The 25929-nt window shown below is 62.1% G+C and carries 24 protein-coding genes; 15 read left to right on the plus strand and 9 right to left on the minus strand.

The window, feature by feature from the left end:
• Positions 1-73: 73 nt before the first annotated feature.
• From ACF8LI_RS14270 to ACF8LI_RS14285, 4 genes are read left to right on the plus strand one after another with little or no spacing between them, the layout of a single operon-like run.
• Positions 74-841 (plus strand): ABC transporter permease, encoded by a 768-nt coding sequence (locus ACF8LI_RS14270; RefSeq protein WP_183019367.1) that lies wholly within the window; start codon positions 74-76, stop codon positions 839-841.
• On the plus strand, positions 831-1892 hold the full coding sequence (locus tag ACF8LI_RS14275; RefSeq protein ID WP_043822683.1) for an ABC transporter ATP-binding protein: 1062 nt from the start codon (positions 831-833) through the stop codon (positions 1890-1892). Before ACF8LI_RS14270 ends, ACF8LI_RS14275 begins: the two co-directional genes overlap by 11 nt.
• Positions 1879-2748 carry a phosphodiesterase gene (locus tag ACF8LI_RS14280; RefSeq protein WP_392414209.1) on the plus strand — a complete coding sequence of 290 codons (870 nt, stop codon included), beginning with the start codon at positions 1879-1881 and terminating at the stop codon, positions 2746-2748. The genes ACF8LI_RS14275 and ACF8LI_RS14280 overlap by 14 nt, the downstream gene beginning before the upstream one ends.
• 46 nt (positions 2749-2794) lie before the next feature.
• The gene (locus ACF8LI_RS14285; RefSeq protein ID WP_016448132.1) at positions 2795-3385 is read left to right on the plus strand and encodes an HD family hydrolase; all 591 of its coding nucleotides are present in this window, start codon (positions 2795-2797) and stop codon (positions 3383-3385) included.
• Positions 3386-3410: 25 nt separating this feature from the next.
• On the opposite strand, the gene ACF8LI_RS14290 is transcribed toward ACF8LI_RS14285, so the two are convergent.
• Together ACF8LI_RS14290 and ACF8LI_RS14295 are read right to left on the minus strand one after the other, a co-directional pair.
• Positions 3411-4163, minus strand: a complete 753-nt coding sequence (locus ACF8LI_RS14290) for an IPTL-CTERM sorting domain-containing protein (RefSeq protein WP_392414210.1) — start codon at positions 4161-4163, stop codon at positions 3411-3413.
• Positions 4164-4973: 810 nt separating this feature from the next.
• Positions 4974-5459: a winged helix-turn-helix transcriptional regulator gene (locus ACF8LI_RS14295; protein WP_016448134.1), complete on the minus strand. Its 486-nt coding sequence runs from the start codon at positions 5457-5459 to the stop codon at positions 4974-4976.
• A 114-nt stretch (positions 5460-5573) separates the two neighbouring features.
• Between ACF8LI_RS14295 and ACF8LI_RS14300 the strand changes: the two genes are divergently transcribed.
• Entirely contained in the window at positions 5574-6872 is a 1299-nt protein-coding gene (locus tag ACF8LI_RS14300) for a D-amino acid dehydrogenase (protein WP_016448135.1), read from the plus strand.
• Between the two features lie 33 nt (positions 6873-6905).
• Here ACF8LI_RS14300 and ACF8LI_RS14305 read toward each other — a convergent pair whose 3' ends face one another.
• The 3 genes from ACF8LI_RS14305 to nikR form a co-directional block, all read right to left on the minus strand.
• Complete coding sequence (locus ACF8LI_RS14305) at positions 6906-7613, minus strand: DUF4198 domain-containing protein (RefSeq protein WP_392414211.1); 708 nt, start codon at positions 7611-7613, stop codon at positions 6906-6908.
• 26 nt (positions 7614-7639) lie between these two features.
• Entirely contained in the window at positions 7640-9703 is a 2064-nt protein-coding gene (locus ACF8LI_RS14310; protein ID WP_392414212.1) for a TonB-dependent receptor, read from the minus strand.
• Positions 9704-9792: 89 nt separating this feature from the next.
• A complete protein-coding gene (gene nikR, locus ACF8LI_RS14315; protein WP_043781638.1) occupies positions 9793-10251 on the minus strand; it encodes a nickel-responsive transcriptional regulator NikR in 459 nt (152 codons plus the stop codon).
• A 281-nt stretch (positions 10252-10532) separates the two neighbouring features.
• Between nikR and ACF8LI_RS14320 the strand changes: the two genes are divergently transcribed.
• A complete protein-coding gene (locus ACF8LI_RS14320; RefSeq protein ID WP_016448140.1) occupies positions 10533-10892 on the plus strand; it encodes a hypothetical protein in 360 nt (119 codons plus the stop codon).
• A gap of 28 nt (positions 10893-10920) precedes the next feature.
• On the opposite strand, the gene ACF8LI_RS14325 is transcribed toward ACF8LI_RS14320, so the two are convergent.
• Positions 10921-11556, minus strand: coding sequence for a nitroreductase family protein (locus tag ACF8LI_RS14325; RefSeq protein ID WP_392414213.1), 636 nt, complete (start codon positions 11554-11556; stop codon positions 10921-10923).
• 45 nt (positions 11557-11601) lie between these two features.
• On the minus strand, positions 11602-12453 hold the full coding sequence (locus tag ACF8LI_RS14330; protein ID WP_392414263.1) for an EamA family transporter: 852 nt from the start codon (positions 12451-12453) through the stop codon (positions 11602-11604).
• Positions 12454-12570: 117 nt separating this feature from the next.
• Here ACF8LI_RS14330 and ACF8LI_RS14335 point away from each other — a divergent pair, with 117 nt between their 5' ends.
• From ACF8LI_RS14335 to ACF8LI_RS14350, 4 genes are all read left to right on the plus strand, one after another.
• A complete protein-coding gene (locus tag ACF8LI_RS14335) occupies positions 12571-13125 on the plus strand; it encodes a MarR family winged helix-turn-helix transcriptional regulator (RefSeq protein ID WP_034367244.1) in 555 nt (184 codons plus the stop codon).
• 691 nt (positions 13126-13816) lie between these two features.
• Positions 13817-14308: a response regulator transcription factor gene (locus ACF8LI_RS14340; protein ID WP_046988640.1), complete on the plus strand. Its 492-nt coding sequence runs from the start codon at positions 13817-13819 to the stop codon at positions 14306-14308.
• A gap of 523 nt (positions 14309-14831) precedes the next feature.
• Positions 14832-16145, plus strand: a complete 1314-nt coding sequence (locus ACF8LI_RS14345; RefSeq protein ID WP_392414214.1) for a hypothetical protein — start codon at positions 14832-14834, stop codon at positions 16143-16145.
• A gap of 80 nt (positions 16146-16225) precedes the next feature.
• Positions 16226-17236 carry a hypothetical protein gene (locus tag ACF8LI_RS14350; protein WP_034392344.1) on the plus strand — a complete coding sequence of 337 codons (1011 nt, stop codon included), beginning with the start codon at positions 16226-16228 and terminating at the stop codon, positions 17234-17236.
• A 131-nt stretch (positions 17237-17367) separates the two neighbouring features.
• Here the strand turns inward: ACF8LI_RS14350 and gstA are convergent, their stop codons facing one another.
• The gene (gene gstA, locus ACF8LI_RS14355) at positions 17368-18000 is read right to left on the minus strand and encodes a glutathione transferase GstA (protein WP_203399547.1); all 633 of its coding nucleotides are present in this window, start codon (positions 17998-18000) and stop codon (positions 17368-17370) included.
• A 150-nt stretch (positions 18001-18150) separates the two neighbouring features.
• Between gstA and ACF8LI_RS14360 the strand changes: the two genes are divergently transcribed.
• From ACF8LI_RS14360 to ACF8LI_RS14375, 4 genes are all read left to right on the plus strand, one after another.
• A complete protein-coding gene (locus ACF8LI_RS14360; RefSeq protein ID WP_392414215.1) occupies positions 18151-18474 on the plus strand; it encodes a winged helix-turn-helix transcriptional regulator in 324 nt (107 codons plus the stop codon).
• Between the two features lie 91 nt (positions 18475-18565).
• A complete protein-coding gene (locus ACF8LI_RS14365; RefSeq protein ID WP_392414216.1) occupies positions 18566-19546 on the plus strand; it encodes a GyrI-like domain-containing protein in 981 nt (326 codons plus the stop codon).
• Between the two features lie 544 nt (positions 19547-20090).
• Positions 20091-21299, plus strand: a complete 1209-nt coding sequence (locus ACF8LI_RS14370) for a reverse transcriptase family protein (RefSeq protein WP_392414217.1) — start codon at positions 20091-20093, stop codon at positions 21297-21299.
• Positions 21292-22026 carry a retron Ec48 family effector membrane protein gene (locus ACF8LI_RS14375; protein WP_392414218.1) on the plus strand — a complete coding sequence of 245 codons (735 nt, stop codon included), beginning with the start codon at positions 21292-21294 and terminating at the stop codon, positions 22024-22026. The genes ACF8LI_RS14370 and ACF8LI_RS14375 overlap by 8 nt, the downstream gene beginning before the upstream one ends.
• A gap of 224 nt (positions 22027-22250) precedes the next feature.
• Here ACF8LI_RS14375 and ACF8LI_RS14380 read toward each other — a convergent pair whose 3' ends face one another.
• Positions 22251-24251 (minus strand): ATP-binding protein, encoded by a 2001-nt coding sequence (locus ACF8LI_RS14380; protein ID WP_392414219.1) that lies wholly within the window; start codon positions 24249-24251, stop codon positions 22251-22253.
• 854 nt (positions 24252-25105) lie between these two features.
• Here ACF8LI_RS14380 and ACF8LI_RS14385 point away from each other — a divergent pair.
• Entirely contained in the window at positions 25106-25921 is an 816-nt protein-coding gene (locus ACF8LI_RS14385) for a BRO family protein (RefSeq protein WP_392414220.1), read from the plus strand.
• Positions 25922-25929 lie beyond the last annotated feature (8 nt).

The following is a 25929-nucleotide window of genomic DNA, read 5'->3' on the forward strand; positions in this document are numbered from 1 at the left end:
GCAAGGTCCGCTGCCCCCCGAAGGGGCCGCTTTTTGCCTTGGGGCGGCCCGGCGGCCAAAAATGCCGCCGCTGATGTGGCTGGTGACGGCCACCGTCACCGTGTTCATGCTGGCGCCCATGCTGCTGTCGGTGCTGGCCGGGCTGGTGCAGAACTACGGCCAGGGCCTGTCCAGCGGATTGACCACGCGCTGGCTGGCCGAGGTCTGGGCCGGCTACGGCAATACCGTGCTGATGTCGCTGCTGCTGGCCTGCGCCTGCGTGGCCATGACCTTGGTGCTGGGCGTGCCCTGCGCCTATGCGCTGGCGCGCAGCCGCTCGCCCTGGGCCCGGCATTTCGAGGAGCTGCTGACGCTGCCCGTAGCCATTCCGGGCCTGGCCAGCGCCCTGGCCCTGCTGCTGGCCTATGGCAGCGTGGCCGCCTTCCGCCAGAGCTTTGCCTTCATCCTGGTGGGCCATGTGGTGTTCACCCTGCCCTTCATGGTGCGCATGGTGGGCTCGGCGCTGCGCCGCCAGGAGCTGGTGGCGCTGGAGGAGGCTGCGCGCAGCCTGGGCGCCTCGTTCACGCAGCGCTTCCTGGGCGTGCTGGTGCCTGCCGTGCTGCCCGCCATCGTGGCCGCCTGCCTGATGGTGTTCACCCTGTCCATGGGCGAGTTCAACCTGACCTGGATGCTGCACACGCCGCTGACGCGCACCCTGCCCGTGGGCCTGGCCGACAGCTATGCGTCCATGCGCATCGAGGTGGGCTCGGCCTACACCCTCATCTTCCTCATCGTCATCCTGCCCGTGATGTGGCTGCTGCAGGCGCTGGGGCATTTCATCGAGAAGCATTATGGAAAGTAACAGCGTCGCCATCGACATCCGGCAATGCGCCAAGACCTATGCCGACGGCACCCGCGGCCTGCAGGCCACCGACCTGCGCGTGGAGCCCGGCGAGGTGCTGGCCCTGCTGGGCCCATCGGGCTGCGGCAAGACCACGCTGCTGCGCATCATCGCGGGGCTGGAGACGCCGGATGCGGGCAGCCGCATCGCCTTCGGCGACACCGACGTCACCCGCGTGCCCATAGAAAAGCGCCAGGTCGGCATGGTGTTCCAGCACTACGCGCTGTTCCCGCAGATGAGCGTGCAGGCCAACATTGGCTACGGCCTGCGCATACGCGGCGTGTCCGAGCAGGAGCAGCGCCGCGTGGTGGGCGAACTGGTGGACCTGGTGCGCCTGAACGGCCTGGAGCACAAGCGCCCGGCCGAACTGTCCGGCGGCCAGCGCCAGCGCGTGGCCCTGGCCCGCGCCGTGGCATCGCGCCCGCGCGTGCTGCTGCTGGACGAGCCGCTGACCGCACTGGACGCCAAGCTCAAGGAAACCCTCCGCGACGAGCTGGCCCAGCTGCTGCGCCAGCTGCGCATCACCGCCGTCCACGTCACGCACGACCAGCAGGAGGCCATGGCCATTGCCGACCGCATGGCCGTCATGCAGGCAGGCCGCATCCTGCAGGTGGGCGACGGTGAGAGCCTGTACCGCCGACCGGCCCATCCCTTTGTCGCCACCTTCCTGGGACGCGTGAACCAGGTCGAACGCAGCGAAGACGATGCGCGCAGCAACCGGCTGGCGCTGGCCGGCATGGAGCTGGCCTGCCCGGCCGAATGCACGGGCGCGGCCCGGCTGCTGCTGCGCCCTGAAGACATCGAGGTCTGCGCCGCCGGCACGCCGGGCGCCGTGCCCGCATCGGTGGCGCGCCGCGTCTTTCTGGGCGATCGCCTGCAGCTCACGCTGGAACTGGCAGGCCACACGCCGCTGATGGCCGACGTGGCCCGCGACCACGCCGCGCAATCGGGCGACCGCGTGGCCTTGCGCATCGCCCCCCACCAATGGATGCCCAACCATGCCCACGCCTGAAAGCCATCGCACTTCCCGCCCCTCCATGACCACCTTCCTGGCCCAGCTCACCGACCTGCACATCCGCGAACCCGGCCGCCTGACCTACCGCCGCATCGATACCGCCCGGTACCTGGAAAGCAGCGTGCAAAGCGTGCTCGCCCTGCCCCAGCCACCGCATGCCCTGGTGATCACGGGCGACCTGACCGACTTCGGCCGGCCCGCCGAATACGCCCACCTGCGCAGCCTGCTGGCGCCGCTGGGCACGCTTCCCATCTACCTGCTGCCCGGCAACCACGATGACCGCGACGCGCTGCGCACCGCCTTTCCCGAGCACACCTGGCTGCGCAGCGAAGGCTTCATCCAGTACGCCGTGGACATTGGCGCGCTGCGGCTGATCGCGCTGGACACCGTGGTGCCCGGTCACAGCGAGGGCGCGTTGTGCGAGGAACGCCTGCAATGGCTGGAGCTGCAACTCACCGCCAGCGAAGGCCGGCCCGTGGTGATCGCCATGCACCACCCGCCCTTCGAGACCCTGATAGGCCACATGGACAAGATCGGCTTGCTGCAGGGTGCGCAGGCGCTGGAAGACCTGGTGCGCCGCCACCCCAACGTGCAGCGCGTGATATGCGGCCACCTGCACCGCAGCATCCAGGTCGCCTTCGGCGGCACGGTGGCCATGACCTCGCCCGCGCCCGCCCACCAGGTCTGCCTGGACCTGGCGCCCGATGCGGCATCGGCCTGGACGCTGGAGCCGCCCGGCTTCATGCTGCACGCCCTGCCGCACGGCGGCCGGCTGGTCAGCCATGCCGTGGCCAGCGGCCAGTTTGACGGCCCGCACCCGTTCTGGGATGCGCAGGGGCGGCTGATCGACTGAGCCCGGACGCGCGCGGCCCTGGTGAAAGCCGACGAGAATATCCGCCATGGATATCAACAACATCAAGGGCCGCCTGGACTTCCTGCGCGAGGCGGAAAAGCTCAAGAGCGTGCTGCGCAGCGCCCACACCTCCACCGGCCGCACCGAAAGCACGGCCGAGCACAGCTGGCGCCTGTGCCTGATGGCCATCGCCTTCGAGGACCAGTTCGCACAGCTGGACATGCTCAAGCTGCTCAAGCTGTGCGTGATCCACGACCTGGGCGAGGCCATCCACGGCGACATCCCCGCCGTGGAAAAGAACCAGCACCCCGACAAGAGCGCGCAGGAAAAGGCCGACCTGCTGCACCTGACCCGCTCCCTGCAGCCCGGGCACCGCGACGCCATCATGGCCCTGTGGCAGGAGTACGAAGACGCCGCCACGCCCGAGGCCCGCGCCGTCAAGGCCCTGGACAAGCTGGAGACCATCCTGCAGCACAACCAGGGGATCAATCCGCAGGATTTCGACTACGGCTTCAACCTGGGCTACGGCAGGAAGTACACGGGTGCCGATCCTCTGTTCGCCCAGGTGCGCAGCCTGCTCGACGAGGACACGCGCCAGAAAATGGGCGCCGCCGCGCAGGACGCCAGCGCGACCTAGCTGCACCAGCGCCCCTGTGGCCGCGTCAGCGGCCCGCGCCGACCCGCTGGCGCCGCCCCAGCCCCCTCCATCCGATGGCTGCGGCCAGCAGGCTCAGGACCACAAGGGCTGTGTGCTGCAGCGTCGGCACGGGGGTCACCTGGCCACCGCCGGGGAAAGCCGCCACCGTATTGATGGACGCGGAAGCCATGCACGGCACCGTTCCCACGACCTGCCCTGCTTGCATGCACTGCACCGACGGGTCCCCGGCATCCACGGTGGCCACATTGGTAATGGTTGCGGGCGCCGGGTTGGACACGCTGGCCATCACGGTGAACACCAGCGAGTCTCCTGCCGCGAACACGGGCACCGTGACCGCCAGCGATCCGGAGCCTGACGCCACGGGACATGGCGTGCCGGCGCCGGGCGTACAGGTCCAGGTGGCGCGCTCCAGGCCGGCCGGCAGGCTGTCGGCAATCTGCGCCTGGGTGGCGGCCACGGTCCCCGTATTCCTGACGGTGATGGTGTAGCGCACCTCCTGCCCCGCCTGCACCTGGCCTGCGGGCGAGATGCTGTGGGTCAACGACAGGGCAGGATGCACGGCCTCCCTGTGCCAGGACATGACGTTCTGGTTTTGCACGGGCGCCCCGGTCCACGCAACGGACACGCCGTTGTCGGGCATCTCATAGGTCCCCAGACAGGTGTCGCTCTCACCCGAATGGCTGACCTGCTGGGATGTTTCCGAGAACAGGGAAGCGCACATCGCGTTGTTCACGGCCGCCACCTGTTCCGTGGCCATTTCAAACCGGCTCAGCATATCCACATCATTGGGAGATCCACCCGGGCCAACGCCATTGATGGAGCGGTGCGGATTGTTTCCCGTCAGCCAGCGTTGAAGGTGGATTCTGTTTCTCACGATATTGGACCCACTGTCCGTGGAAACCCTGAATATGAATGCGCGCACATCCGGATCGGCACTGCTGTAGGTGGTCAATCCGTCCGAGAAACTATAGGAAGTGACCAGCGCCCTTATTTCGCTCTCATCCAGGTCGGGCTGCAAGGGTGCGGCCGTTTCAAACCAGCCGGCCAGGCGGGCCGTCCTCGGAAAATCCTGGCATGAGCCGTGAGACGCCAGGGGACAAGCCGTGCGATCCTGGAAATCCGAGTAGGAGGTTCTCATCTCCCCGAAGTAACGCGTCACTTGCGCGCTGGCGGGGGGGCAGGCCGAGAGTGCTGCGCCGGCCATCAAGGCAGCCATGAGGGCGTGATTTTTCATAGAACTCCCAGCGATAGATAGATTTGAGCTATCAAGTTATCACTGGCATTGAACTTTAAAAATCACCAATCCCAAAAATTCACCATTCAATGACAAATATTTGCAATACCGCCATTGGAATGGAACTCCAAGTTGCCGTCCTGCCTACTTTTCAACGGAGAGCGCCGATGAATGCGGAACTTCATAACAACCGATCTGCCGTCCAATATCCATTTGGATGGGATCGCACAATACCCCATTTGAATCAAATCTATTGTGACAAACGTTTCAAACAGTAAATAACAATGAGGAATGGGGGGTAGATCCGACCCTGGAACACCGAGGACGGCTCCCTCACCGATCCACAGGCAGCGCCAGCGTCTCCTTGACCTCTTCCATCACCACATAGCTGTGCGACTCGGCCGGCACGGGCAGTTTCTTGAGGATGTCGCCCAGCAGGCGGCGGTACTCGCGCATGCCGCCCAGGCGGGCCTTGACCAGGTAGTCGAAGCTGCCCGAGACCAGGAAGCACTCCAGCACGTCGGGCACGTGCAGCAGTTCCTGGCGCACCTTGTCGAAGACCTCGCCCGACTTGGAAGACAGCTTGATCTCCACGAACACCAGCAGCGTCTTGCCCAGCGCCTCGGGCGAGAGGTGGGCGTGGTAGCCCGTGATCACGCCATCGCGCTCCAGGCGGCGCACGCGCTCCGAGCAGGGCGTGGCCGAGAGGCTGACCTGCTCGGCCAGCTCGGTCATGGAGATGCGGCCATCGCGCTGCAGGATGTCGAGGATCTTGCGGTCGGTGCGGTCGAGTACGCGGTTTTCACTTCTGGCGGCCATGGCGGTGCTTCCCGGGGATGATCAATCACTGGAGAGTATCAATATTTCAGTGGTTTCCACTGCCTCATCGTCAATAGACTTTGATTTCATCTTGTTGACCTGGCGGTGAATCCCATGAAAGTCCTTGTTCTTGGCGGCGGTGTCATCGGCGTGACCAGTGCGTACTACCTGGCGCGGGCCGGTGCCGAGGTCACGGTGCTGGACCGGCAGGATGCGCCCGCGTCCGAAACCAGCTTTGCCAACGCAGGCCAGGTATCGCCCGGCTACTCCACGCCCTGGGCGGCGCCCGGCATTCCGCTCAAGGCCCTGAAGTGGATGCTGCAGGAACACGCGCCGCTGGCCGTGCGCCTGGACGGCAGCCTGTTCCAGCTGCGCTGGATGGCGCAGATGCTGCGCAACTGCTCGGCCCAGCGCTACGCCGTCAACAAGGAACGCATGATGCGCGTGGCCGAGTACAGCCGCAGCTGCCTGCAGCAGTTGCGCGCCGACACCGGCATCGCCTACGAGCAGCGCACGGGCGGAACGCTGCAGCTGTTCCGCACCCAGGCCCAGCTGGACGCCGTGGAGCGCGATGTGGCCGTGCTGCGCGAATGCGCCGTGCCCTACGAACTGCTGGACCGCGACCAGCTGGCCCAGGTGGAACCCGCCCTGGCCCAGGCGCGCGACCGGCTGACCGGCGGCCTGCGCCTGCCCAAGGACGAGACCGGCGACTGCCACCGCTTCACCAATGAATTGGCCCGCATCGCCACCGGCCTGGGCGTGGAGTTGCGCTTCAACCAGAACGTGGATGGCCTGGTGGTCGAAGGCGGCCGCATTGCCGGCGTGCGCGTCAATGGCGAACTGCTGACCGCCGACCGCTACGTGATGGCCTTCGGCAGCTACTCGCGCCAGGCGCTGGAGCCGCTGGGGCTGGACCTGCCCGTCTACCCCGTCAAGGGCTATTCGCTCACCGTGCCGCTGGGCAACCCGGCGCTGGCGCCGCAGTCCACGGTGCTGGACGAGACCTACAAGATTGCCGTCACCCGTTTTGACGACCGCATCCGCGTGGGCGGCATGGCCGAGCTGGGCGGCTTCGACCTGCGCCTGGACCCGCGCCGCCGCGCCACGCTGGAGCTGGTGGTCAACGACCTGTTCCCGGGCGGCGACGTGGCGCGCGCCAGCTTCTGGACCGGGCTGCGGCCCATGACGCCGGACGGCACGCCCATCATCGGCGCCACGCGCTATTCCAACCTGTTCCTGAACACCGGCCACGGCACGCTGGGCTGGACCATGGCCTGCGGCTCGGGCCGGCTGATCGCCGACCTGATCACCGGCCGCAGCCCCGAAATCAGCACCGACGGCCTGGCGCTGGACCGCTACACGCACCGGCCGGCCCGGCACCTGGGGGGCAGCTCCACCCCCGTGTCCGCCTGAGCGTACTGAGCGCGGCCGGGCGCCGCCCCCACTTCAATGCGCCGAGAACCCCAGCAGGTATTCGTAGCTGAGGCTGGTGGTGCGCGCGTCGCCGGAGACAGGCAGCCGCACGATGGCCAGCAGCTGGTTGAGCCCGGCACGCGGCAGCACGGTCACCAGGCCGTCGGCATCGGTTGCCAGTGGGGGGCCGCTTTCTCCCAGCGACACGCGCACGCCGGCTCGGGGCTGGCCGTTCAGCAGCACCTGGAATTGCTGGGGCTCGCCCGCGTGGGGCGAGCGGCGGGTCTTGGCGATGATCTCCAGGGTCTGGCCCAGCTTCTCGCGGGTGACCGGGCCCCATTCGAGGATGGTCTTGTGGAACTTGAGCGCATGCACGCCGCTGGTGGCGCCGGGGTTCTCGGTCATGGGCTTTTCGACCATCGGCCCCTCGCCCACGCGGCTGAAAAATCCGTTGTCGAAATGCGCGGCCAGCAGCGCGGCCTTGCGCGCCGGCGTGGCGCGGGCGCCGCCGGGCACGGGCTGCACGGCCACGTCGATGCGGCGGCCGCGCGTGTCGTAGGCCTCAACGCTCTTGAGCTTGCCGGCCGCAAAGTTCTCCAGCTTGCCCTCATGGCCGCCGAACTGCACGGTGTAGGCGCCGTCGGCATCGGGCTCCAGCCAGACGTTGTGGGCCTGGGCCAGCGGTGCGCAGGCCAGCAGCGCAGCGAACGCTGCGGCGGCGAAGGGATGGCGGGCTGTCATGTACCTGTTTCTCATTTGGGGTTTCCTCAAAACTGCGTCTGTACGCCGACCTTGAGCGTGCGCGGCGCGCCGGGCGCGAACAGCGGCACGCCGCGGATGACCGAGGCCGACGTGGCATAGGCCTTGTCCCCCAGGTTGGAGACCACGGCGTAAATGCGGCTGCGCGCCGAAGGCAGGCGCCAGCTCAGGCCCAGGTCCCAGGTGGCGTAGCCGCCGTAGAAGACGCTGTTGTCGGCGGTGACGGCATAGCGGCCTACGCGGCGCCAGGTGAGCGTGCCCTCCCACTGCGCCAGCGGGCGCCAGGCCAGGCCCACGGTGGCCGTCTGCCGGGGCACGCCGGCCACCTGGTTGCCGACCAGGGCCGGGTTGCCGTTCTCGGTCACGCGCGAATGGGCGCTGCCCCAGGCCAATTGCAGGTCCAGGTTCTTGCGCACGGCCCACAGCGCGCTGGCCTCCACGCCCGTGCGGCGCGTTGCGCCGAAGTTCTCGTACACGCCAGGCGCCACGCTGCGGATCTCGCCCGAGGACTGCAGCCTATAGGCGGCCACATCCAGCACCAGGCCCGGCATGGGCTTGATCTGCGCGCCCACTTCAGTCTGGCGGAAGATGTTGGGATCGAGCTGCGCGGCGCCCAGCGCGTACTTGGCGAAATCGCTGGCCAGCGCAAATCCTTCGGACCAGCTGGCGCGCAGCAGCACACCCGGCGCCACCTGCGAGCGCAGGCCCAGCTTGGGGCTGGCATGCGAGGTGCGCGCCAGCGGGCCGCAGGGGTCGCTGCCCGCCTCAGGGCCGTTGGGACGGCAGCCGCCCGTGAAGCGATCCCAGCGCAGGCCGGCGGACAGCTGCAGCAGGCGGTGAACGGGCGCATCCACCTCGGCAAAGGCCGAGAGGGTGTTGAGCCTGGAATTGCGGTCATCCAGGGCAGCGCCCGTGCGCTCGCGCCACTGCAGGCCGTCGTAGAACTGGTAGTCGGTGGACTCGCGCACGGCCTCCAGACCCGCCACCCAGTTGATCGGGGTCAGCGCCGTGGCATGGCGGCCATTGAGGCTGGTGCCTGCGCCGTAGACGGCGCGGTCATAGCTTTCCTCGCGCTGGCGCCACTGCAGTGCGTCGATGGGCCGGCTGAACCAGCGCGTGAAGCTTTGCTGCGTGGTGTAGGCATAGCCCAGCCAGGTCAGCCGTGGCGAGAGCGCGTACTGCACATCGGCGCGCAGCGTGGCGAAGTTTTTGCGCGTGCCATCGTTCATGGCGCGCGGATCGATGCCACGCGGATCGCGTGCGAACTGCCCCGCCGTCAGGTACGAAGGCGAGTCGCCCTCGCCGTGGTGCAGCCGTGCCGACAGCGCCACTTCCAGCTGCGACGAGAGCCGCTTGCTCCAGCGCAGGGATGCCGTGCTGCGCTGCATTTGCGACTGCGCGCGGAAACCGTCCGTGCGGTAGTGCTGGGCCGCCAGGTTCAGGAACTCGCCATCGCCCGGCTTCAGCCCCAGCGCCGCCTGAGCGTCCAGCGTGCCGTGCGAGGCCAGGCTCACGTCGGCCTCGCGGTAGGGGGTGTAGTCGCCCTGCTTGCGCGTCTCTATCGCCATCAGCCCTGCGCGGTTGAAGTTGCCGTACAGCGCCGACACCGGCCCCTTGTAGATGCTGATGCGCTCCATCTCCAGCGGCACGATGACGCCCAGGTCCACATAGCCGTCGGCATGCGACATGGCCTCGTTCAGTGGAATGCCGTCCAGCACCACGCCCACGTCGCCGCCGTGCCCGCCACCGCCGAAGCCGCGCATGACGATGGCGTCACCCACGCCGGACAGCTGGTAGTTCTGCACATTCATGCCCGGCACCTGGCGCAGCAGCTCCTGCGGATGGCTGACATGGGCGTTGGCGATGTCCTCGGCCTCGATCACGCTGGTGGTGTAGGCGGCCGAGGCGCCGCGCGCGGTCTGGCCCTTGACCTCGACAGCCTGCAGGCTGGCCGTGGCGTTGCCCGCCTGCTGTGCACCGACATGGGGAATGCAACCCAGGCCCAGCAGGCCAGCTGCTGCAATCTGGTGCACGGCAAGGCGCCGGGAAGGGGAATTCAGGGGATGTGTCATGCGTTTCCAGGAGTTGTATGAAGAAAAAAGCAAACTTCATACCGACCTGCATGACAGGGGCTGCGCAATGCGCCCGGCCCCGGGCTGGCTCAATCGTCGTGCGAATGCGGATGGTGGTGCGCGTGATCGTGCCCGCCAGGCTCTGCCCTGCGCGCCATCACCACGTTGAGCTGGCCGTGGTGCACGCCGCGCTCGGCCGTGATGGTGTCGGCAAAGCGCCGCACGGCGCTGGCCGGGCCGCGCAGCATGACGGTTTCAATGCATTGCTCGTGGTCCAGGTGCACGTGCGTGGTGGCCATGTGCAGCTCATGGTGGTCGTGCTGCAGACTGGCCAGGCGCTCGGACAGATCGCGCTCGTGGTGGTTGTAGACATAGGACAGGTTGGCCACGCACAGGCCGTCGGCGTCCTCGCGCTCGCGCACCTGGGCCAGGTGGGCACGCAGCACGTCGCGTATGGCTTCGGAGCGGTTGTCGTAGCCGCGCGCGGCGATCCAGCCGTCGAAATCACGGGCCAGGTCGTCGTCGATGGAGATGGTGAAGCGTTCCATGGGCAGCACAAGTGAAGGGAAACAGGAAGATGACGGCAACAGCGGAGCAGGCGCAAAAGACAGGCATCACGCCGGATCTGCCGGCCATTGTCCGGCCATCCAGGCCCTTGCCCCACATGCCTCACATGCCCCACATGCAACAGCCGCGCCAATCACTGTCGGTACGGACTGGCAATAGCGACAAACCACCACGGTCATGCTTTGTTCACATTCGCGCCATATCCGGTTACGCTGATCGAGGATGCGCGGTGCGCACCGTCGATCGCTGAAAGGGGCGCGGCATGCAGTATTCATTCGATCAGCTTCTGGACATGCTGCTGTCCCTGCTGGAGGCTGCGCCCGCCTGTTCTTCTCGCGACCAGGCCTTCGAACAGCTGCGCACGCTGTGGCTGCAGACCCACACCTATTTCGCGGCGCCCGAGTCCGAGCTGCGCCGCATCGCCGGCCGCCGGCTGGTCGAACCCCATGGCTGGAAGGACCTGGACAAGGACCCCTGCTACCTGGACCACGATCCCGGCAACGGCAGCGCCCTGCGCATCTACCTGCACCGCGATGGTGGCATGGTGATACAGCGCCTGCAGGGCGACGGCCGGCAGATCCTGTTCTCGCGCCTGGGCATGCAGCTGCAGCCTGCCAGCTGAGCCTGCACCCGGCCAACCCATCCCACGCTCAGGCGTAGGCCAGGATGTCGGCCAGCGGCCTGCGTGCCTTCTGCGGGCGTGGCGTGCCTGCCGCGTGGCCCACGGCGACCAGCATCACGGGCAGTTCGTGGGCCTGCAGGCCAAAGCCCGCCGCCAGCGCCTGGGCGTCGAACCCCACCATGGGGCAGCTGGCCAGCCCCAGGCCCTGGGCGGACAGCATCAGCGTCATGGCCGCCAGCGAGGCCGAGCGCACGGCCTCGTCGCGCTGCAACTGCAGGTTGTCCGCATGCGCGGCATGGGCCTGCGCCACCCAGCCATCGGCCGTGCGCTGGCTCATCACGCCGCTGGCCACGCTGGGCTGCAAGAACTCCGCCAGCCGCGCATGGGCGGCCAGCGTGCCGCAGACGATGAAGACGGCAGAGGCATCCTCCACCTTCTGCTGCCCATAGGCGGCGGCCTTCAGCCGCGCCTTGGCCTCGGGTGTGCGCACGGCAATGAAGCGCCAGTTCTGCAGGTTGTAGGCCGACGGGGACAGCGAGGCCTGGGCCACCAGCGCGGCCAGCGTCTCATCGGCCAACGGGCTGCCCGGCTCGAAACGGTCTGCGGAAATGCGCGAAGCGATGGCCTGCCCGATGGGCATGGAGGAAAGTTCGGAAGAAGTCATGTGAAACGCTCGGTGGGAAAAAAGAGGAACCTCGATGCCAGAAACTCAGGCGCCGCGCGAAGCCGACCACTGCACCACCAGCACGCTGGCCAGCACCACCAGCAGGCCCAGGAAGGACATGCCCGTCATGGACTGCGACAGCAGCGCCCAGCCCAGGACCACGGCCGTGAGCGGGCTCAACAGGCCCAATGACGACACGGCCACCGAAGGCAGGCGCCCGATGCCGCGAAACCACAGCACATAGGCCAGCAGCGCGCCGGCAAGGCACAGGTAGGCATAGGCGCCCAGCTGGGTGAGAGACAGCGCGGGCAGCGGCGCATCCACCCACCAGGCCAGCGGCAGCAGCATCAGCCCGCCAAACAGCAGCTGCCAGCCCGTCAGCGCCAGCACCGGCAAGTCCACGCGCCAGCGCCGCGTCAGCCACGTGCCGGCCGCCATGCACACCGCGCCGGCCAATGCCGCCGCCATGCCCACGGGCTCGAACACCGTCTGCGGCGACAGCAGCAGCACTGCCATGCCCGCAATGCCCGCCACGGCGGCCCACAGCGTCAGCCGCGCGGGGGAGCGCCCGTCCACCCCCCAGGCCAGGGCCATCACCAGCAGCGGCTGCACGGCGCCCAGCACGGCCGCCAGCCCGCCCGGCAGACGGTAGGCCGCCACGAACAGCAGCGCCTGGAACACGCCGATGTTCAGCCCGCCCAGCACCGCCAGCCGCCACCAGCCCGAACCCGCTGGCAGCCGCCGCGTGAACAGCACCAGCAGCAACCCGGCCGGCAGCACGCGGATCAGCGCGGCCGTGAACGGCCGGTCCGGCGGCAGCAGTTCGGAAGTGACGATGTAGGTGGAACCCCAGATGGCGGGGGCCAGCGCGGTCAGCAGGATGTCGCGCCATGACATGGCAGCGCTGGCTGCAGCAGGAGCCGTGGAGGCACAGGACGATGAGGAGGAGGACATGGATTTATCTTCAATTCAAGACAAACCCATTATGCACGATTTATCTTAAAATCAAGAAAAATGACCCAACCCCCCTCCCAACCCTCCTCCCAACGCCTGCCCGACCATGTCGACACCATCCTGGCCCAATGGCGCCGCGAACGCCCGGACCTGGACCCCAGCCCCATGGGGCCCATAGGCCGCATCAAGCGCTGCGCCGCCCTGCTGGAGCAGCGGCTGGAGGAATGCTTTGCACGCTTCGGCATGACCATGTGGGAGTTCGACGTGCTGGCCACGCTGCGCCGCTCGGGCGCGCCCTTCTGCCTCACGCCCACGGCCCTGTTCTCCACGCTCATGGTCACCTCGGGCACCATGACCCACCGCATGAAAAGCCTGGAGACGCGCGGCCTGGTACAGCGCCTGCCCAACCCGCAGGACGCGCGCAGCATGCTGGTGCAGCTCACCGACCAGGGGCTGGAACTGATAGACCGCGCCGTGGAAGCGCACCTGGACAACGAGCGCGCCATGCTGGCGCCCATGCCTGCCGCCGAACTGGCCGCGCTGGATCAGCGGCTGTCCCTGCTGCTGCGCGTGCTGGAGGGCGGGCCTGACGAGGGCACCCGCCCTGCCCCCTGAACTGGCGTCTATCCAGGTCGTTGGAACTGGCGACGGTCGTGGTGCTCACGCCCTTCGCCATGACCCGGGAACGCTTTTGGCAAAAGAGGTGCTTCCCTTGAAGCACATCGCAGGCACCCAGCCGCTTCTCGATGCGCCATGGCAGCAATTGCTTACCCGCATGTCTCAAGACCTGCGCTACAGCCCGCATCCTGGACTCGGATGGGCAATGCCAGAAAATCCTGATCACACAAGCGCGACCCACAGAAGACCATTGGCTTTCCCACAATCTGCTGCCAAAACCTTGGTGTCGAACTTTTGTAGCCAGATGTAATGATTTCGCCAGAGATTTCCACTAAGATGTCCATTCCAACGGTGAAATGGCGATAACAGATTCTCAAACGACTTTGATACTCCCTCAACGCACCACACCATCTTGATAATGGTTTACTAATCTCCCGCCTTGGATACAAAAGGCTGCCGCAGGCTGAATGCGCGCGATTTTCAATCGTCCAATGTTCAGGCTTTTTCCGGCTGATCCTTTACCGCACAATTTCTACACGAATGGCATGACGCCAGTTTATTCAGTCGGTAAACAGGCCCTTTAGCGAGTTATTCAATCTTTCAAACGGCACTGTGCAAAGCAGTCTCGCCGAGGCTTCGGCGTGGAATAGCCCTATGGCATCGGCACATAGAAAATGGGAGACATACCATGGACATATCGGAAATAGCTTTGGCAAATAGCGAATGCCATCTCGATGCTGAGCATCCAACAGCAGATGAAGTCATCGCGTCTGCACTCACTGCGCGCGAAATCGATGTACTCGAAGCGATGGCCAAAGGCCTTGGTTGCAAGGACATTGCGCACACGCTGGGCATCAGCGAACACACGGTACGCAAGCACCGCAGCAATATGTGTACACGGCTGGGCCTGCGCAATGCCGTAGAACTCGTCACGCATGCCAGGCGGCAAGGCTGGTTGAGCGCTGCCCGCTCACCGCTCCCTCTGTCTCCGCGCGAGCAGGAGGTGTTGGCGCACGTGCTGGCGGGACACACCAGCAAGGAGATCGCACGTTCGCTTTACCTCAGCGACTTGACCGTGCGCAAGCATCGCGAAAACATTCTGCGCAAACTGGGCCTGACAAGCACCGCCCAGTTGCAGACATTCGCGCCAACGGCAACTCGCAATGGCGGCGACACCTGATATCCAGGCCAGCGTGCATCGCCTGTCCGTACCCACCGAATACGACATTGGAAGTATTCCACCCTCCTGGTGCAATTGGGCATGATGAGCACAACAAATCTCGGACATTGACTTTCGCGACTTTGGATCAACCGGAGGGTGAGCAATCTCCTTATGGCGGCTGCAGCAGGCACCATTGCATTTGAGGTTTGTGCGGTTGACATGGAATATCCGCGCGAGCCTTGAACAACTGCAGAGGCTCATATCTCTTCGCCTTTTAGTCTCTTCGCCTTTTAGTTTTTTCGTCTCTACGGTCCGCATCCGTCGAGGCATCTTCCCGGCACCCACGTGTCGGATCCTTGCACGCAACTCAAAGGAGTATCCCGCCATGAATCATTCTTCGCGGTCACCCCCTGCGATTTCTCCCAAGCACCCCATGCCTTAGGCCCAATACCGGGCAATCATTCTCATTGGCAAAGAAAAGCGTTCATGACTTCAAACCTCATGTCGCTCCCTATCCATTCAATTTCAGGAATTGCACGCCATGTCAGATCAAGCCATGTTCAGCCAGTTGTACAACGCCCTTGTCGATAATCTCGGCACCCCGAATTTCCAGTTGCTTGGCACCCCCAAGGACTTCAGCTGGGGCACGGCTCCGACCGGGCAATGGGACCCGGCCGCCTATCAGATCGTCAGCGGCATGCCGCAGTGGTCCGCGATCGGCCAGTACGGCAGCCTCGATGCGACGCTCTTCGACGCCGTCCGCCAGATCTTTGGTCACTTGACATTCAAGGTCAGCCCCGAGCAGCAGGCCAATCAGACGGAGCTGGCCAACCTGTGCGTCCAGAAAAGCAATGCGATGGCCAAGGCCAACAGCGACATGAACCAGTTCTACCTGAGTTCAAAGCAGAACGGCGGCTTGATATTCGCAGCCCGCTACCCTGACATCAACACCTGGCTCAATAACGCGCCGGAGGCTGCTGCCTACGTTGCCGCCATCCAGGCGGCCACCAACGCCTACAACCAGGCGGTCAAGATGAAGATGGAGCTGGAGCGGGCCAGCATGCCCAGCGATCTGCAGCGCGCCATCGACATGATGCAGATTCCGTCGGGCGACCCTGCCTCAAACAACGCACCGGCAGGCTGGACCAAGGTGCCGGATGGCTCGGGCATCCTGCGCTGGCAGCCGGACTTCCACATCGACACGACGGGCGCGGACTGGCGCGCAGCGCTCAGCAATGGCAGTGCAGGCGCGTTCTCGATCGCGATGAAATCTTCGCAGTCGAGCAGCGACTTCAAGTCCTCGTTTGCCAAGGGCTCGACCAGCGTTGGCAACTTCTTCTGGAGCGTCAACGCATCGGGCGGCTGGAGCAAGTCCGACCTGTTCAACCAGGACTCGAGTTCGGCAGTGAAGATCAGCTGCGAGTCCTCCACGCGCGTGAAGGTGAATCCGGGCGACTGGTACCCGGGCGGCTTCATGAGCGAACTGGCCAAGGCCCAGCAGGGGCCGGGCGGCCAGGGCTACACCATCGTCGCCCCGTGGGTGGCCAACGGTGGCCCGGGATCGAGCTCCCTGTTCGGCCCGAACGGCATCGTCGCGGCACGGGTGTCCGAGCTGCTGGTCGTCTATAAGCCTTCGTTCGAGATCACGATGAGCGCCAACACCTACCAGCAGAACAAGCAGGCCTTCGAGGCCAGCGCGGGTGTGCGCATCGGGCCCTTCACCTTCGGTGGCACGGGCGGTCACCAGTCCGAGTACACCAAGAGCACCGCACAGGCCAATACCTTCAAGGGAAGCAGCACCTCGGTGAACCCGCAAATCATCGGCGTGATCGTTGATTTCCCGGGCATCCACTGACCTGAAGACCAGCGGGTGGGCGGGACGCCGCGGCCGGTCCTGCCCACCCCGCCCACCCCCGTCAACCGGAGACAGCGTTCATGAACGTGATCCATCAGTTCCTCGGCGGCCTGGCTGATCTGGTGCCTCCGCCCCCAAGGGCCCCAAGCGTATCGAGCGGGCCGAAAACCGGCATGGTGTTCAAGCGCTCGGCATCCATTTCGGCGCCGCTGGTGCGGGGGCAGATGCTGATGCCGGTGACCGCGTGGAACTGGCCGGATCCAGTGACCGGCACCATGGCCGACGCGCAGTTTCTCTTTGCAGACACGGTGCCCCAGTCCGCTGCCAATGGCGCGCTGTACCAAGCGTCGGGGCGCAGCTTTTCGCAGGGATACAAGACCTTTCTGCAGGTACTCGAAGCCTGCAAATTTCCCTATCAGTCGATGCTTGCAGGCGCCATGCAGAAGATGGCAACGCCTCCAGGCGAACCTGCATACTCGCCCACTCCGGTGGGATGGACCAAGGTGTACGAGACCGGCTACCTCCAGTGGAAACCGATCTGGACACTGCCCAAGAGTTCGTCGGAGTGGAGCGCAGCAGTGGCTGTCGGCACGATCGCAAACCCCGGCACCTTGCGCTTGAATCTCAACGACACATCCGGCGCAGGGCCGCAGGCTCCGGCTTCCCTGCAGGCCCTGGACGCTTCCGGCCGCGTCCTTGCGCTACCCGCCGCTTCGCTGGAGACGGTGACGATCACCTCTGAATGCTGGGACCAAGTGCCGATCTACCCCGGCAGCTGGTACGACGCCTCGATGGTGGCGCTGGGTCGCGGCCTGGTGCCGGATGCAGGCGTGTTCTTCGGGCCTGGCGGACTGATGGCGTGCCGTGTGTCAACTTTCTACGTCGCGTTGAAACCCCGCTTCGACTTCACTGCCGCAGCGCCGATCCCCGCCTCGCTGCGCCAGACGCTGGATGAGGCTGACACCGTGCAGGCCATGGGTGTGACGGTTCAGCGCGCACGCGGAGACGGACAGCCAAACCAGGCCTTGCGCCTCGTGAACACGGAGCCTGCCCCCGTCATCGTGGCCGTGAGCCTTGAAACCTTGGCGTGATCCGTCACGTCCACATCACGTCACTTCACGTCAGACGATTTGCATTGGGCACCCTCAAGGCCGCAAGGCGCGGGCTGCTTGCCATGACGCAGCAAAGTGCGTGGTGGCCGCATGCGTGGCGGCCACCGGCCCTATCGCAAACCTTCCGCCCGCAGCGCCTGGCGCACGGCAGTCCGCTCCCGCATCCGCCCATACCAGCCGGCAAGATGCTCCAGGCCATCGAAGCGAATGCTCGTCTTGTAGACCGACTCCAGCCACGACGCCTGCCCCCACTGCGTGAGCGCGTACAGATAGGCATCGGCCACGGTGAAGCCATCGCCCATCAGGTAGCGCTTGCCGGCCAGTTGCGAATCCACCCAGGCATACCGCTGCTCCAGCTTGGGTTTGGCCGTTTCCACGCCGTACTTTCCCGCCGCCACTGCATACAGCAGCGGGATGAAGCCCTTGTGGATCTCCGAATTCAGGAAGGCCAGCCACTCCAGCAGCCGATAGCGCTCCAGGCTGCCATGGGCCGGCGCCAGAAGCGACGCAGGCCCCAGGTCCGCCAGGTACTGCAGGACGGCGGGCCCTTCCCGCAGCAGGCTGCCGTCGTCCAACTCCAGCAAGGGGACATAGCCGAACGGGCTGAGCGCACGGAACTCCCTGCCGTCTTCCGTCTGGTGGGTCTTGTGGTCCACCCTGACCAGCTTGAAATCAAGCCCCAGCTCGTTCAGGACAATGTGCGGCGCCAGCGAACAGGCGCCCGGCAGGTAATACAGCTTCATGGAATTTCTCTGGTGATGGAACAAGGGGCCTGCGCGTTCAGGCACAGCCCCTGGCCAATGTCATGCACCAGGGATAAATCTGGAAGAAGGCAATAAAACTGCCCATAGGTTAAAAAAATATACCTGCCGCCTGCCTATGATGAATGTGCTATGAAATCCAACATCTCCGGCTGCTCCGTGGAAGAAGCCATGCGCCTGCTGGGCGGCCGCTGGAGGCTGCTCCTCGCCTCCTACCTCATCGACGGCCCCCGGCGCTTCAACGACCTGCGCCGCGACATGCCCGGCATCTCCCAACGCTCCCTCACCCTGGACCTTCGCGCGCTGGAGGAAGCGGGCCTGGTCAAGCGCACGGTCTACCCCACGGCGCCGATCAAGGTGGAGTACGAGCTGACCCAGGATGGGGAGCGGCTCAAGCCCGTGGTGGAAGTGATGAAGGAGTTTGGGTTGTGGGTGAAAGGCAAGGCGCCGGCCTGACGAGAGCTGCGCCGGCTGGTTGTCTCCATCCGCCCCCTGCTGACAGGCAGGCCCCATCGCCGCATGCACGGTGATTTGAAGAACAACGACCATGACGAACAAGCCTTCCGAGCAGGCATCCCGCGCCGAGTACGCGCGACGGATCAATCGCGTGCTCAACTACATCGATGCCCACCTGGATCAGCCTCTGGATGGCGCACATCTGGCCGACATCGCCAATTTCTCGCGCTTTCACTTTCACCGAATTTTTGCGGCATGGATGGGAGAAACGCTGGGCAGCTATGCCCAGCGCCGACGGCTCGAGAAAGCGGCATTCCGGCTGTCCTGCGGCAGCAAGGAAACCGTGCTTGAAACCGCCTTGGCCACCGGCTTCCAATCGGGCGAAGCATTTGCGCGCGCCTTCAAGCTCAAGTTTGGCTGCACGCCATCGGCCTGGCGCTCCACCACGCTTGAGCGGCTGAAAACCCAGGCGGCCGCCATCGGACAGCCGCCAGGCAGCCAGCAGAGCAATCCTGATCAGGTCTTCGGCAATCTCCATCAGGAAGACCCGCGCGCGTTCGGCGAACCTCAGGGCTCTTGTCACCTGAAGGAAGAAATCGCCATGGACGTACGCATCATTGATCTACCCAAAGCACATGTCGCCTATCAACGCTTGATCGGCCCCTATGGGCCAGCCATAGGCCAATTCTGGCGAGGCACCATTGCGCCGTGGATGCACTCCAATGGCCTCAGCGACCAAACGTGCTACGGCATAGGCTATGACGACCCCTCTCTCACACCCGCCAACAAATGCCGCTATGACGCCTGCGTGGAAGTCCCCGCGCATTTCGTCGCCAGCGGCCAGGTGGATACCCAAACCCTGCCGGGCGGACGCTACGCCGTGGCAAGGTTCAAAGGAAAACCCGAGGGCTTGGCCAACGCCTGGATGTGGCTGACGCGCGAATGGATGCCGTCCAGCGGCATGCAATGCGACGACCGGCCTTGCTTTGAGATGTTTTCTGCGGCCTCCGCCATGGATGCCGAGACCGGGGAGTTCTGCTGCGACATCTGCATTCCGGTGCGGGCGCTGTAAAGCGACTCAAGCCGGTTGAGGTTTGACGAATGTGTTGGGTTGGCCGGGTGAATCCACTAACCGCTGCAGCCGTTCGACCTTTGCCGTCAGGTGTCGGCTTTGCTGCGGTTGCTGCCTTCTGCCAAGATCGGCCGGTTGAATTCACAGCCAAGAGCGGTCGTTCGTGACAGCCAAGACGTGCGTCTAGGTTATAGGGTTTATACGCACTTCGGCTACTTGGGGTGCAAAGCCATATGCAGCTATTGACTCACTGTTTCAAGGCGATACAATTCAAGCATAGCGTGAGCGTATCGCTCACTTGCATCAACTGACGAATCAGAGTTGTTGGATAAGTCTGGAAACAGACGTTGATAGGCTTTCGCGCCGATCAGCTTGTGGGGAGAGGGATCTACCGTCCGTCTCTTCCTCGAAGAGAGTTAGTCGCAGGGTTTGGCCATGGTGGACGTGGCTGTTGCCAACGACTCGTCAGTGGAAGCATCACGTCTACCTGAGCCCTGTTGTATGGGCTGGCCAAACCACTTTGATCTCATCCTGGGAGACGGATGTGCATCACACGCCACGACTGGAACCTGTGAAGGTCTCTAAAGGCACGATCGCCACAATCAGTGCGTTGTGCAGAGCTCTAGACATTACTGCTAGCGAAATCGAACAAGCGCTAGCGTTGTCTGTGAGCGAGCGATATCAAGAGCGAGTTATTCCCAAGGCAAATGGATCAGAACGTACTGTTCACAATCCACACCATCTGATAAGAAAAATTCAACGCAGATTAAACAAACGGATTTTTTCCAATCCTCACGTCATCATATGGCCTGATCATGTCTTTGGCTCAATCCCTAACGACGATTTATCCACATCTCCAGCGGCAGAAAAAGATTACGTCAATTGCGCAAGACAGCACTGCGACTCTAAAAGTATATTATCTGTAGATATCAAAGATTTTTTCGATAATATTCATAAAAGCAGAGTTATAGAAATTTTCTCAAAATTTCTAAATTTTAGCGACGATGTATCCGAAGTATTGGCAAATCTATGTTGTCGTGGAGATCATGTCGTACAAGGGGCACTCACATCAAGTTATTTGGCAACTTTGTGCTTATACTCCAACGAAGGACTTTTAGTCAAAAATTTGCGCCATAAAGGGCTTCGATACACGAGACTGGTAGATGACATAACCATATCTAGCCGTATTGCGCAATACGACTTCTCTTTCGCACTTCGTAAAGTTGAAAGCATGCTGGATGAGGTCGGCCTGCCTCTAAATAAAAACAAAACAAGAGTTCAAAATGCTGGCATGAAACCATTGATTGTGCACGGCCTGCGCGTCGATTTTGGCCAACCTCGGCTCCCACCTGACGAACCAAAGCGTATTAGAGCATCGGTTAAAAATCTTGAGCTTCTTGCATCAACCCCAGGCTATCGCGCTTCTCGCGCCTATCGCAGAGATTTTAATAGATGCCTTGGCCGCATCAACAAACTAAGACGGGTTGGGCATACTCAGCATAAATTTCTACTTGAGCGCTTGCAACGTGTGACACCGTTGCCATCCCATAAAGACATCGAGCGAGCCGAAAATCAAGTGGCTCGATTATTGAAAGATAGCGCTAAACCAGGTTATCAAGATACCTATTGGTTTCATAAGAGATGGCATGTAGCGAGTCAGCGCCTTGTTATTTTAAAGAGATCCTTTCCTAATAAGGCTCACGAATTGAGGGAGCAACTTCGGAAATTAAAACCAAAGAATAAATATGAATAGCTTTAAAAATATGTTACACAACCAACCTAGGAGCCTGCTAGTCCTAGGCAGCACGCTTGCTTTGATTCTAATAGTTGGGATAGGGTTTGCAGTAGTTATTGTCATTCTTACAATTTTTGATAAAGAGCTGTATCTGCAAGATATTTGCTTCAATAGTGAATGCGTGGGTCGATTCTTTGGGTATATCGGCTCAGCCACATCAACGGCTAAGGCGGCTATTGACTTTGGTGTCGCTATAGCAACGATGGGTGGAATATTTGTAGCATTACTTAGCTATTTTAATTCATCCAGCAATGCCGCACTAACAAATCACATTGAGCATCTAAAAGTATTTACTGAATACATTGAAGCAGAACTGGATAAAAGAGATCGTCTTTCACGCTCGCATTTTGATATATTATTTCTGTATGGAAAAATATTTAGCCTATCAAGAGTCGGCAAAACAACCGTATCCAATGACTATAATGTATTTCTTAATAAAGTCAATGAAATAATTGATGAATCAAACGAAAGATGCAGCATAGGGACACCCGGTGGATTTAGTTACAAAGAGCATCAACGGCGTGTTCGCGATCACATGACTGGAGTGGGGATAACAATTTATACGGCGCCGCGAAATGATTATTTCGAGATGGAAAAACAGCTTTTTTCTCTACTTGATCGAATAAGCCATTCGTTTTGCTCTGGTGGCGAACTCACGAAGATACATAATCAAAGGTATTATTAATATTAAATCATCTTGCATGGAACGGTTCGCTACCACTGGACGCGGAGTGTCTGATACGTGCCTGCAAAAGTCTGCAGCGAGGAGCTATTACTGGTCAGGAATAGTTGGCCGCGATGCCTGCTTGTTCCGCCGCAGGCTGGCTGTTGCCACTCGCTTCAAGAGGCTGACTGTCTGCGACGACCAGAACCTGTCTTTCAGACGGTGGCTAACATAAAACTGGCTCTTCAGTGTGGCTGCTGCAGTTCCGCAATCAACTTCTCTTTAGACTCGCCAGCAAACTCGGCACGCCGCAACTTTAGGTGTTCGAGCATGAAGTCGTTCGACAAGTCGAACGAGTCCAACAGCGTGTACCAGTCCATCACGTACAGCTTCATGCGGGGTAATTCGGCGATGAGTCCCATCTCTCCACGATCAATGAGATCGTTTTTTCGCCCCTGAATCAGCGTGTCCTCAGAGGAAATCTTCCGTCCGACGAGGATGAGCTCAAAGTGCGCCCTCTCAGACGAGAATTCGGGAAAGCGCTTGATGATCTGCGCGTAGTCCTCCAGTTGTCTCAGGTGTTTGGTGTTCAGCGCGATGGACGGTCGCTTTATCTCGATGATGGTGCACTTGTAGATCGACTGGCCGCGTGAGTCGTGGGTTGGGTACTTTCTTGCTAAGAACAGGTCCACTTGCCGCTGTGCTCCCGCGACATCAGTGCTGTCCTCCACGTCCGCCTCATCGATCGCATTGTTTTTGATGGCTTTGTCTCTCAAAGACTTGGCAATCTTGGTAAACGTGTCTTCTTCTGCGCCGAGCGTTTCGAACTTCGGACCGAAGAGCCAAGTGTTGTTTTCGATAATTTGCTGCAGATCGGGCGTCTCAAGCACCTCTCGATAGTGCTCGTTCATGACCACTCTCAGCTTCTGAACAGCAGTGGATCGACGTTGTAGCACCTCGATGGTGGAGACGATGTTCTCGAAAGAAGTTTGGCGCAGTTGTTCGCTGAGCTTATGGACGGCTTCTGGAGAAAGGTCTAAAGCACCATTCAAGACGTCAAGAAGAGCATCGTTTTCATTTGAGATTGCCAGGCGGTCAATCAGACGAATGATGACCCTGATTTGCTTCTTGCTCCCATTGAAGACCTGTGGATCTGCAAGATAGATTTCCTTGACGAGGGTTCGTGAGTTGTTGAGTCGCCATTCCCTTTCGCTCTCGGGCAAGCCTGCGTAGGTAGGGAAGTATCCATCACGGATATAGCCGTCCACTACAGTTTCGGCTTTCTTGCGCAAGAAGTCCTCGTAGACTTCTTCGGTCAGGGCGCTAAGTTGGCGAATCAGCCCTCTCCAAGCCAAAGACGTAAGGCTGTTCGCTTCTAGGTTGAACAGATCCGCGGTTGGCGAAAATGAATCTGCCCACGCAGAGGTGACGCACACCGTCGTGAAGAAGCCTGGCTTATTATTCAAGGTGCTGAGCACCTTATAGACCAGTTCATTCTTAGAGTTGAACAGGTAAATGTAAGACTTCTCAGAGCTTGGTTTCTTGTCCCAGCGGATCACCTGCACCTCGAAGTCATAGTCGCGAACATTTATGGTTCGCTTCGTTATCTCATTCCTCGGGACCGCAATAAGCACGTCGTTGACACGCAGTTCCTTGCTCTCGCGGACAGCCAGGAACCAGCCGAATTCAGCTGAGAATCTCTCTCGCAAAATCTCTGAGCTCGGTAAAATCTTTGTAAAGTTCCTCAGCTCGACTACGGTTCCATGGAGCTTGTTCGCCAGCTTGGGGTGTTGCTCATCAGCCTTGACGTGATGCCCCTTGTAATGCTTGATGGATTGGGCTTCAACTGATATGCGGGCGTCACCCTTTGTAGACCGAGTGAACCAGGTGGCATCTCGGCAGATAACGTGGAATGCCAGGCGGCCGCGACCGTGCGAACCGTGCAGCGATGGGTCGGCCTGTTTGGATGATTCGTTGAACTGGCCAAACGTTGCCTTTAGCGTGGTGTAGTCGATGCCTATTCCATCGTCTAGAACGGTGGCACGGTCGATACCGTTCAGATCGTTTTCGTAAATATCCACGTAAACGCGCTCGGCCTTTGCGTCAAAACCGTTCCACACGAGTTCAAAGAGCGGCTCGTGCGCCTCGCTCTTCTTAAAGTGCTTCTTGATGCCCTCATTGCCGATGTCGGCGGTGCCAGAAAATTCGTTAGTTGGGGCTAGGACTTCGTCAGCAGGAACAGACATGACTATTGGACTAGGCTGTGGCGCGCTTGCACAGCGCGATGTAGATGGATTTAGAGGGCACCCAGTGAGCATACCTGTTTGGCAACGATGTACACAGAGGCCAAACCGTCGGCAGGACGGCAGGTATGTTCACAAATGTGGGCCAAGCGCCAGTAACCCTACATTCGGCGGAGGGCAAGTCACTTCCGCTTGCGCTGCAAAGCATGCGTTGGGTAAGGCACTTGACCAACTGCTTTGGGTCGATAGCCGTCGTCTGGTTGTTTCCGCCGAACGTCGTCAACCAGCCTGAGGCCGTCGTTCGGACGTGTGCGGTGGCCTACTGCTGACGCACAGGCCTTGAACAACTAAACGTTGCCCTCGCAATTCACTGCAAAGCCACTCATTCAACACGTCCCTGCACCCTCCATCCAGCACGCCTACGTAACAGCTTTGGGCAGCTCCCGCACGCCCACACCTGCTACGATCCTCCCCGGTGCTCAACACACCTCATAGGCGGAAGTCACTCCCGTAAGTCCAGTGGCTTTTTTTCGTCCATACGTTTCGTCTTGCCTCGAGCTCCGGGGCAAGGCTTGCTTATGGCCGGGTGGCGCGCAGCTATACAAGACCCTTCGGGGGAAATCTGCGGGCGGCCCTATGACCGTGTTGAAGCACCCGGCCGCCTCTCTCAACAGGAGGCGAAGTTGGTAGTCCAACGAATCATAGGAGGCCAGTCATGGCTACGCAGACCCCGTCCGTCCGTGGAATCCCTGCAGACGACACCACTCCCCAAACCCTCCACTTCGGCGACATCCCGATCCGCACATTCCGCAGGAACGGCGTGGACCTGGTTCATGGCCAAGGATGTGTGCACAGCTTTGGGAATCTCCCGCCACAAGCTGGCCATCGGCAAGCTCGCTGAAGACCACCGCTGCACCGTCCGCCTTGCCAGCGAGCCCGGCCGCATGCCCAGGCGCCAAGCCTTGGCAGCTGTCAATGCGAACGGCCTGCAGGCGCTGATTCAAGCCAGCCCATCACCTGAGGCCAAGCCCTTCAGGCGCTGGGTGCAGCGCAAGGTGTTGACTGGCGTGGATGCCCCGGCCAAAGACAGCAAACCCAAGTACAAGACCAAGCCCGGGCACGATGCCATGCACCCGCCCCAGAGCCTGATCCCGGGGCCTGCGCCCAAGGTCTTGCGCCGCATCCGCACCTGCGATGACCTGTCTTTCACACGGCGCAATGCGAAGGGGGAGCGCATTCAGTGGTTTGTGCCGCCGCGCATGAACAGCGGGCATGAGCACTATGGGATTGGAGAGATCTGGTTCAGCGAGGTGGTGGAGCTGGCCCGCCACAACCCCAGGCATGCCTATGACGCCATGCGGTTTGCGGGGCCGGAGATGGCGCGGTACTGGAACCATGGGCACCCTGACGGGTTCTTTGACCGCATGGCACGTTGGGCGCTGGGGGCCATTCTTGCCAATGCGCAGGAGCCCGCGCTGCCATTCGAGCTGCCCTGCCTGGGCTTTGCGCCGCTGGAGGGGATGGAGGCCATGCTGGCGACTGCGGCTGCGCCCCGGCCGTTGCCGGACCATGTGCAGGAGGCCATAGACAGGCAGGCCTGGCAGGAGGCGGCCGAGTGCCAGCGGCATTACTACGAGCGCCGCCGCCGTGACCTGATGGCGCGGCACGACTGAGGCGGGCG

Source organism: Delftia sp. WSY_12 (genome assembly GCF_043104645.1).
GTDB lineage: Bacteria > Pseudomonadota > Gammaproteobacteria > Burkholderiales > Burkholderiaceae_C > Comamonas > Comamonas tsuruhatensis.

Coding starts and splice junctions, on each gene's coding strand:
- ACF8LI_RS14270 (WP_183019367.1), top strand. CDS start 74: ATGTGGCTGGTGACGGCCACCGTCACCGTGTTCATGCTGGCGCCCATG.
- ACF8LI_RS14275 (WP_043822683.1), top strand. CDS start 831: ATGGAAAGTAACAGCGTCGCCATCGACATCCGGCAATGCGCCAAGACC.
- ACF8LI_RS14280 (WP_392414209.1), top strand. CDS start 1,879: ATGCCCACGCCTGAAAGCCATCGCACTTCCCGCCCCTCCATGACCACC.
- ACF8LI_RS14285 (WP_016448132.1), top strand. CDS start 2,795: ATGGATATCAACAACATCAAGGGCCGCCTGGACTTCCTGCGCGAGGCG.
- ACF8LI_RS14290 (WP_392414210.1), bottom strand. CDS start 4,163: ATGGCCACGGAACAGGTGGCGGCCGTGAACAACGCGATGTGCGCTTCC.
- ACF8LI_RS14295 (WP_016448134.1), bottom strand. CDS start 5,459: ATGGCCGCCAGAAGTGAAAACCGCGTACTCGACCGCACCGACCGCAAG.
- ACF8LI_RS14300 (WP_016448135.1), top strand. CDS start 5,574: ATGAAAGTCCTTGTTCTTGGCGGCGGTGTCATCGGCGTGACCAGTGCG.
- ACF8LI_RS14305 (WP_392414211.1), bottom strand. CDS start 7,613: ATGACAGCCCGCCATCCCTTCGCCGCCGCAGCGTTCGCTGCGCTGCTG.
- ACF8LI_RS14310 (WP_392414212.1), bottom strand. CDS start 9,703: ATGACACATCCCCTGAATTCCCCTTCCCGGCGCCTTGCCGTGCACCAG.
- nikR (WP_043781638.1), bottom strand. CDS start 10,251: ATGGAACGCTTCACCATCTCCATCGACGACGACCTGGCCCGTGATTTC.
- ACF8LI_RS14320 (WP_016448140.1), top strand. CDS start 10,533: ATGCAGTATTCATTCGATCAGCTTCTGGACATGCTGCTGTCCCTGCTG.
- ACF8LI_RS14325 (WP_392414213.1), bottom strand. CDS start 11,556: ATGACTTCTTCCGAACTTTCCTCCATGCCCATCGGGCAGGCCATCGCT.
- ACF8LI_RS14330 (WP_392414263.1), bottom strand. CDS start 12,453: ATGTCATGGCGCGACATCCTGCTGACCGCGCTGGCCCCCGCCATCTGG.
- ACF8LI_RS14335 (WP_034367244.1), top strand. CDS start 12,571: ATGACCCAACCCCCCTCCCAACCCTCCTCCCAACGCCTGCCCGACCAT.
- ACF8LI_RS14340 (WP_046988640.1), top strand. CDS start 13,817: ATGGACATATCGGAAATAGCTTTGGCAAATAGCGAATGCCATCTCGAT.
- ACF8LI_RS14345 (WP_392414214.1), top strand. CDS start 14,832: ATGTCAGATCAAGCCATGTTCAGCCAGTTGTACAACGCCCTTGTCGAT.
- ACF8LI_RS14350 (WP_034392344.1), top strand. CDS start 16,226: ATGAACGTGATCCATCAGTTCCTCGGCGGCCTGGCTGATCTGGTGCCT.
- gstA (WP_203399547.1), bottom strand. CDS start 18,000: ATGAAGCTGTATTACCTGCCGGGCGCCTGTTCGCTGGCGCCGCACATT.
- ACF8LI_RS14360 (WP_392414215.1), top strand. CDS start 18,151: ATGAAATCCAACATCTCCGGCTGCTCCGTGGAAGAAGCCATGCGCCTG.
- ACF8LI_RS14365 (WP_392414216.1), top strand. CDS start 18,566: ATGACGAACAAGCCTTCCGAGCAGGCATCCCGCGCCGAGTACGCGCGA.
- ACF8LI_RS14375 (WP_392414218.1), top strand. CDS start 21,292: ATGAATAGCTTTAAAAATATGTTACACAACCAACCTAGGAGCCTGCTA.
- ACF8LI_RS14380 (WP_392414219.1), bottom strand. CDS start 24,251: ATGTCTGTTCCTGCTGACGAAGTCCTAGCCCCAACTAACGAATTTTCT.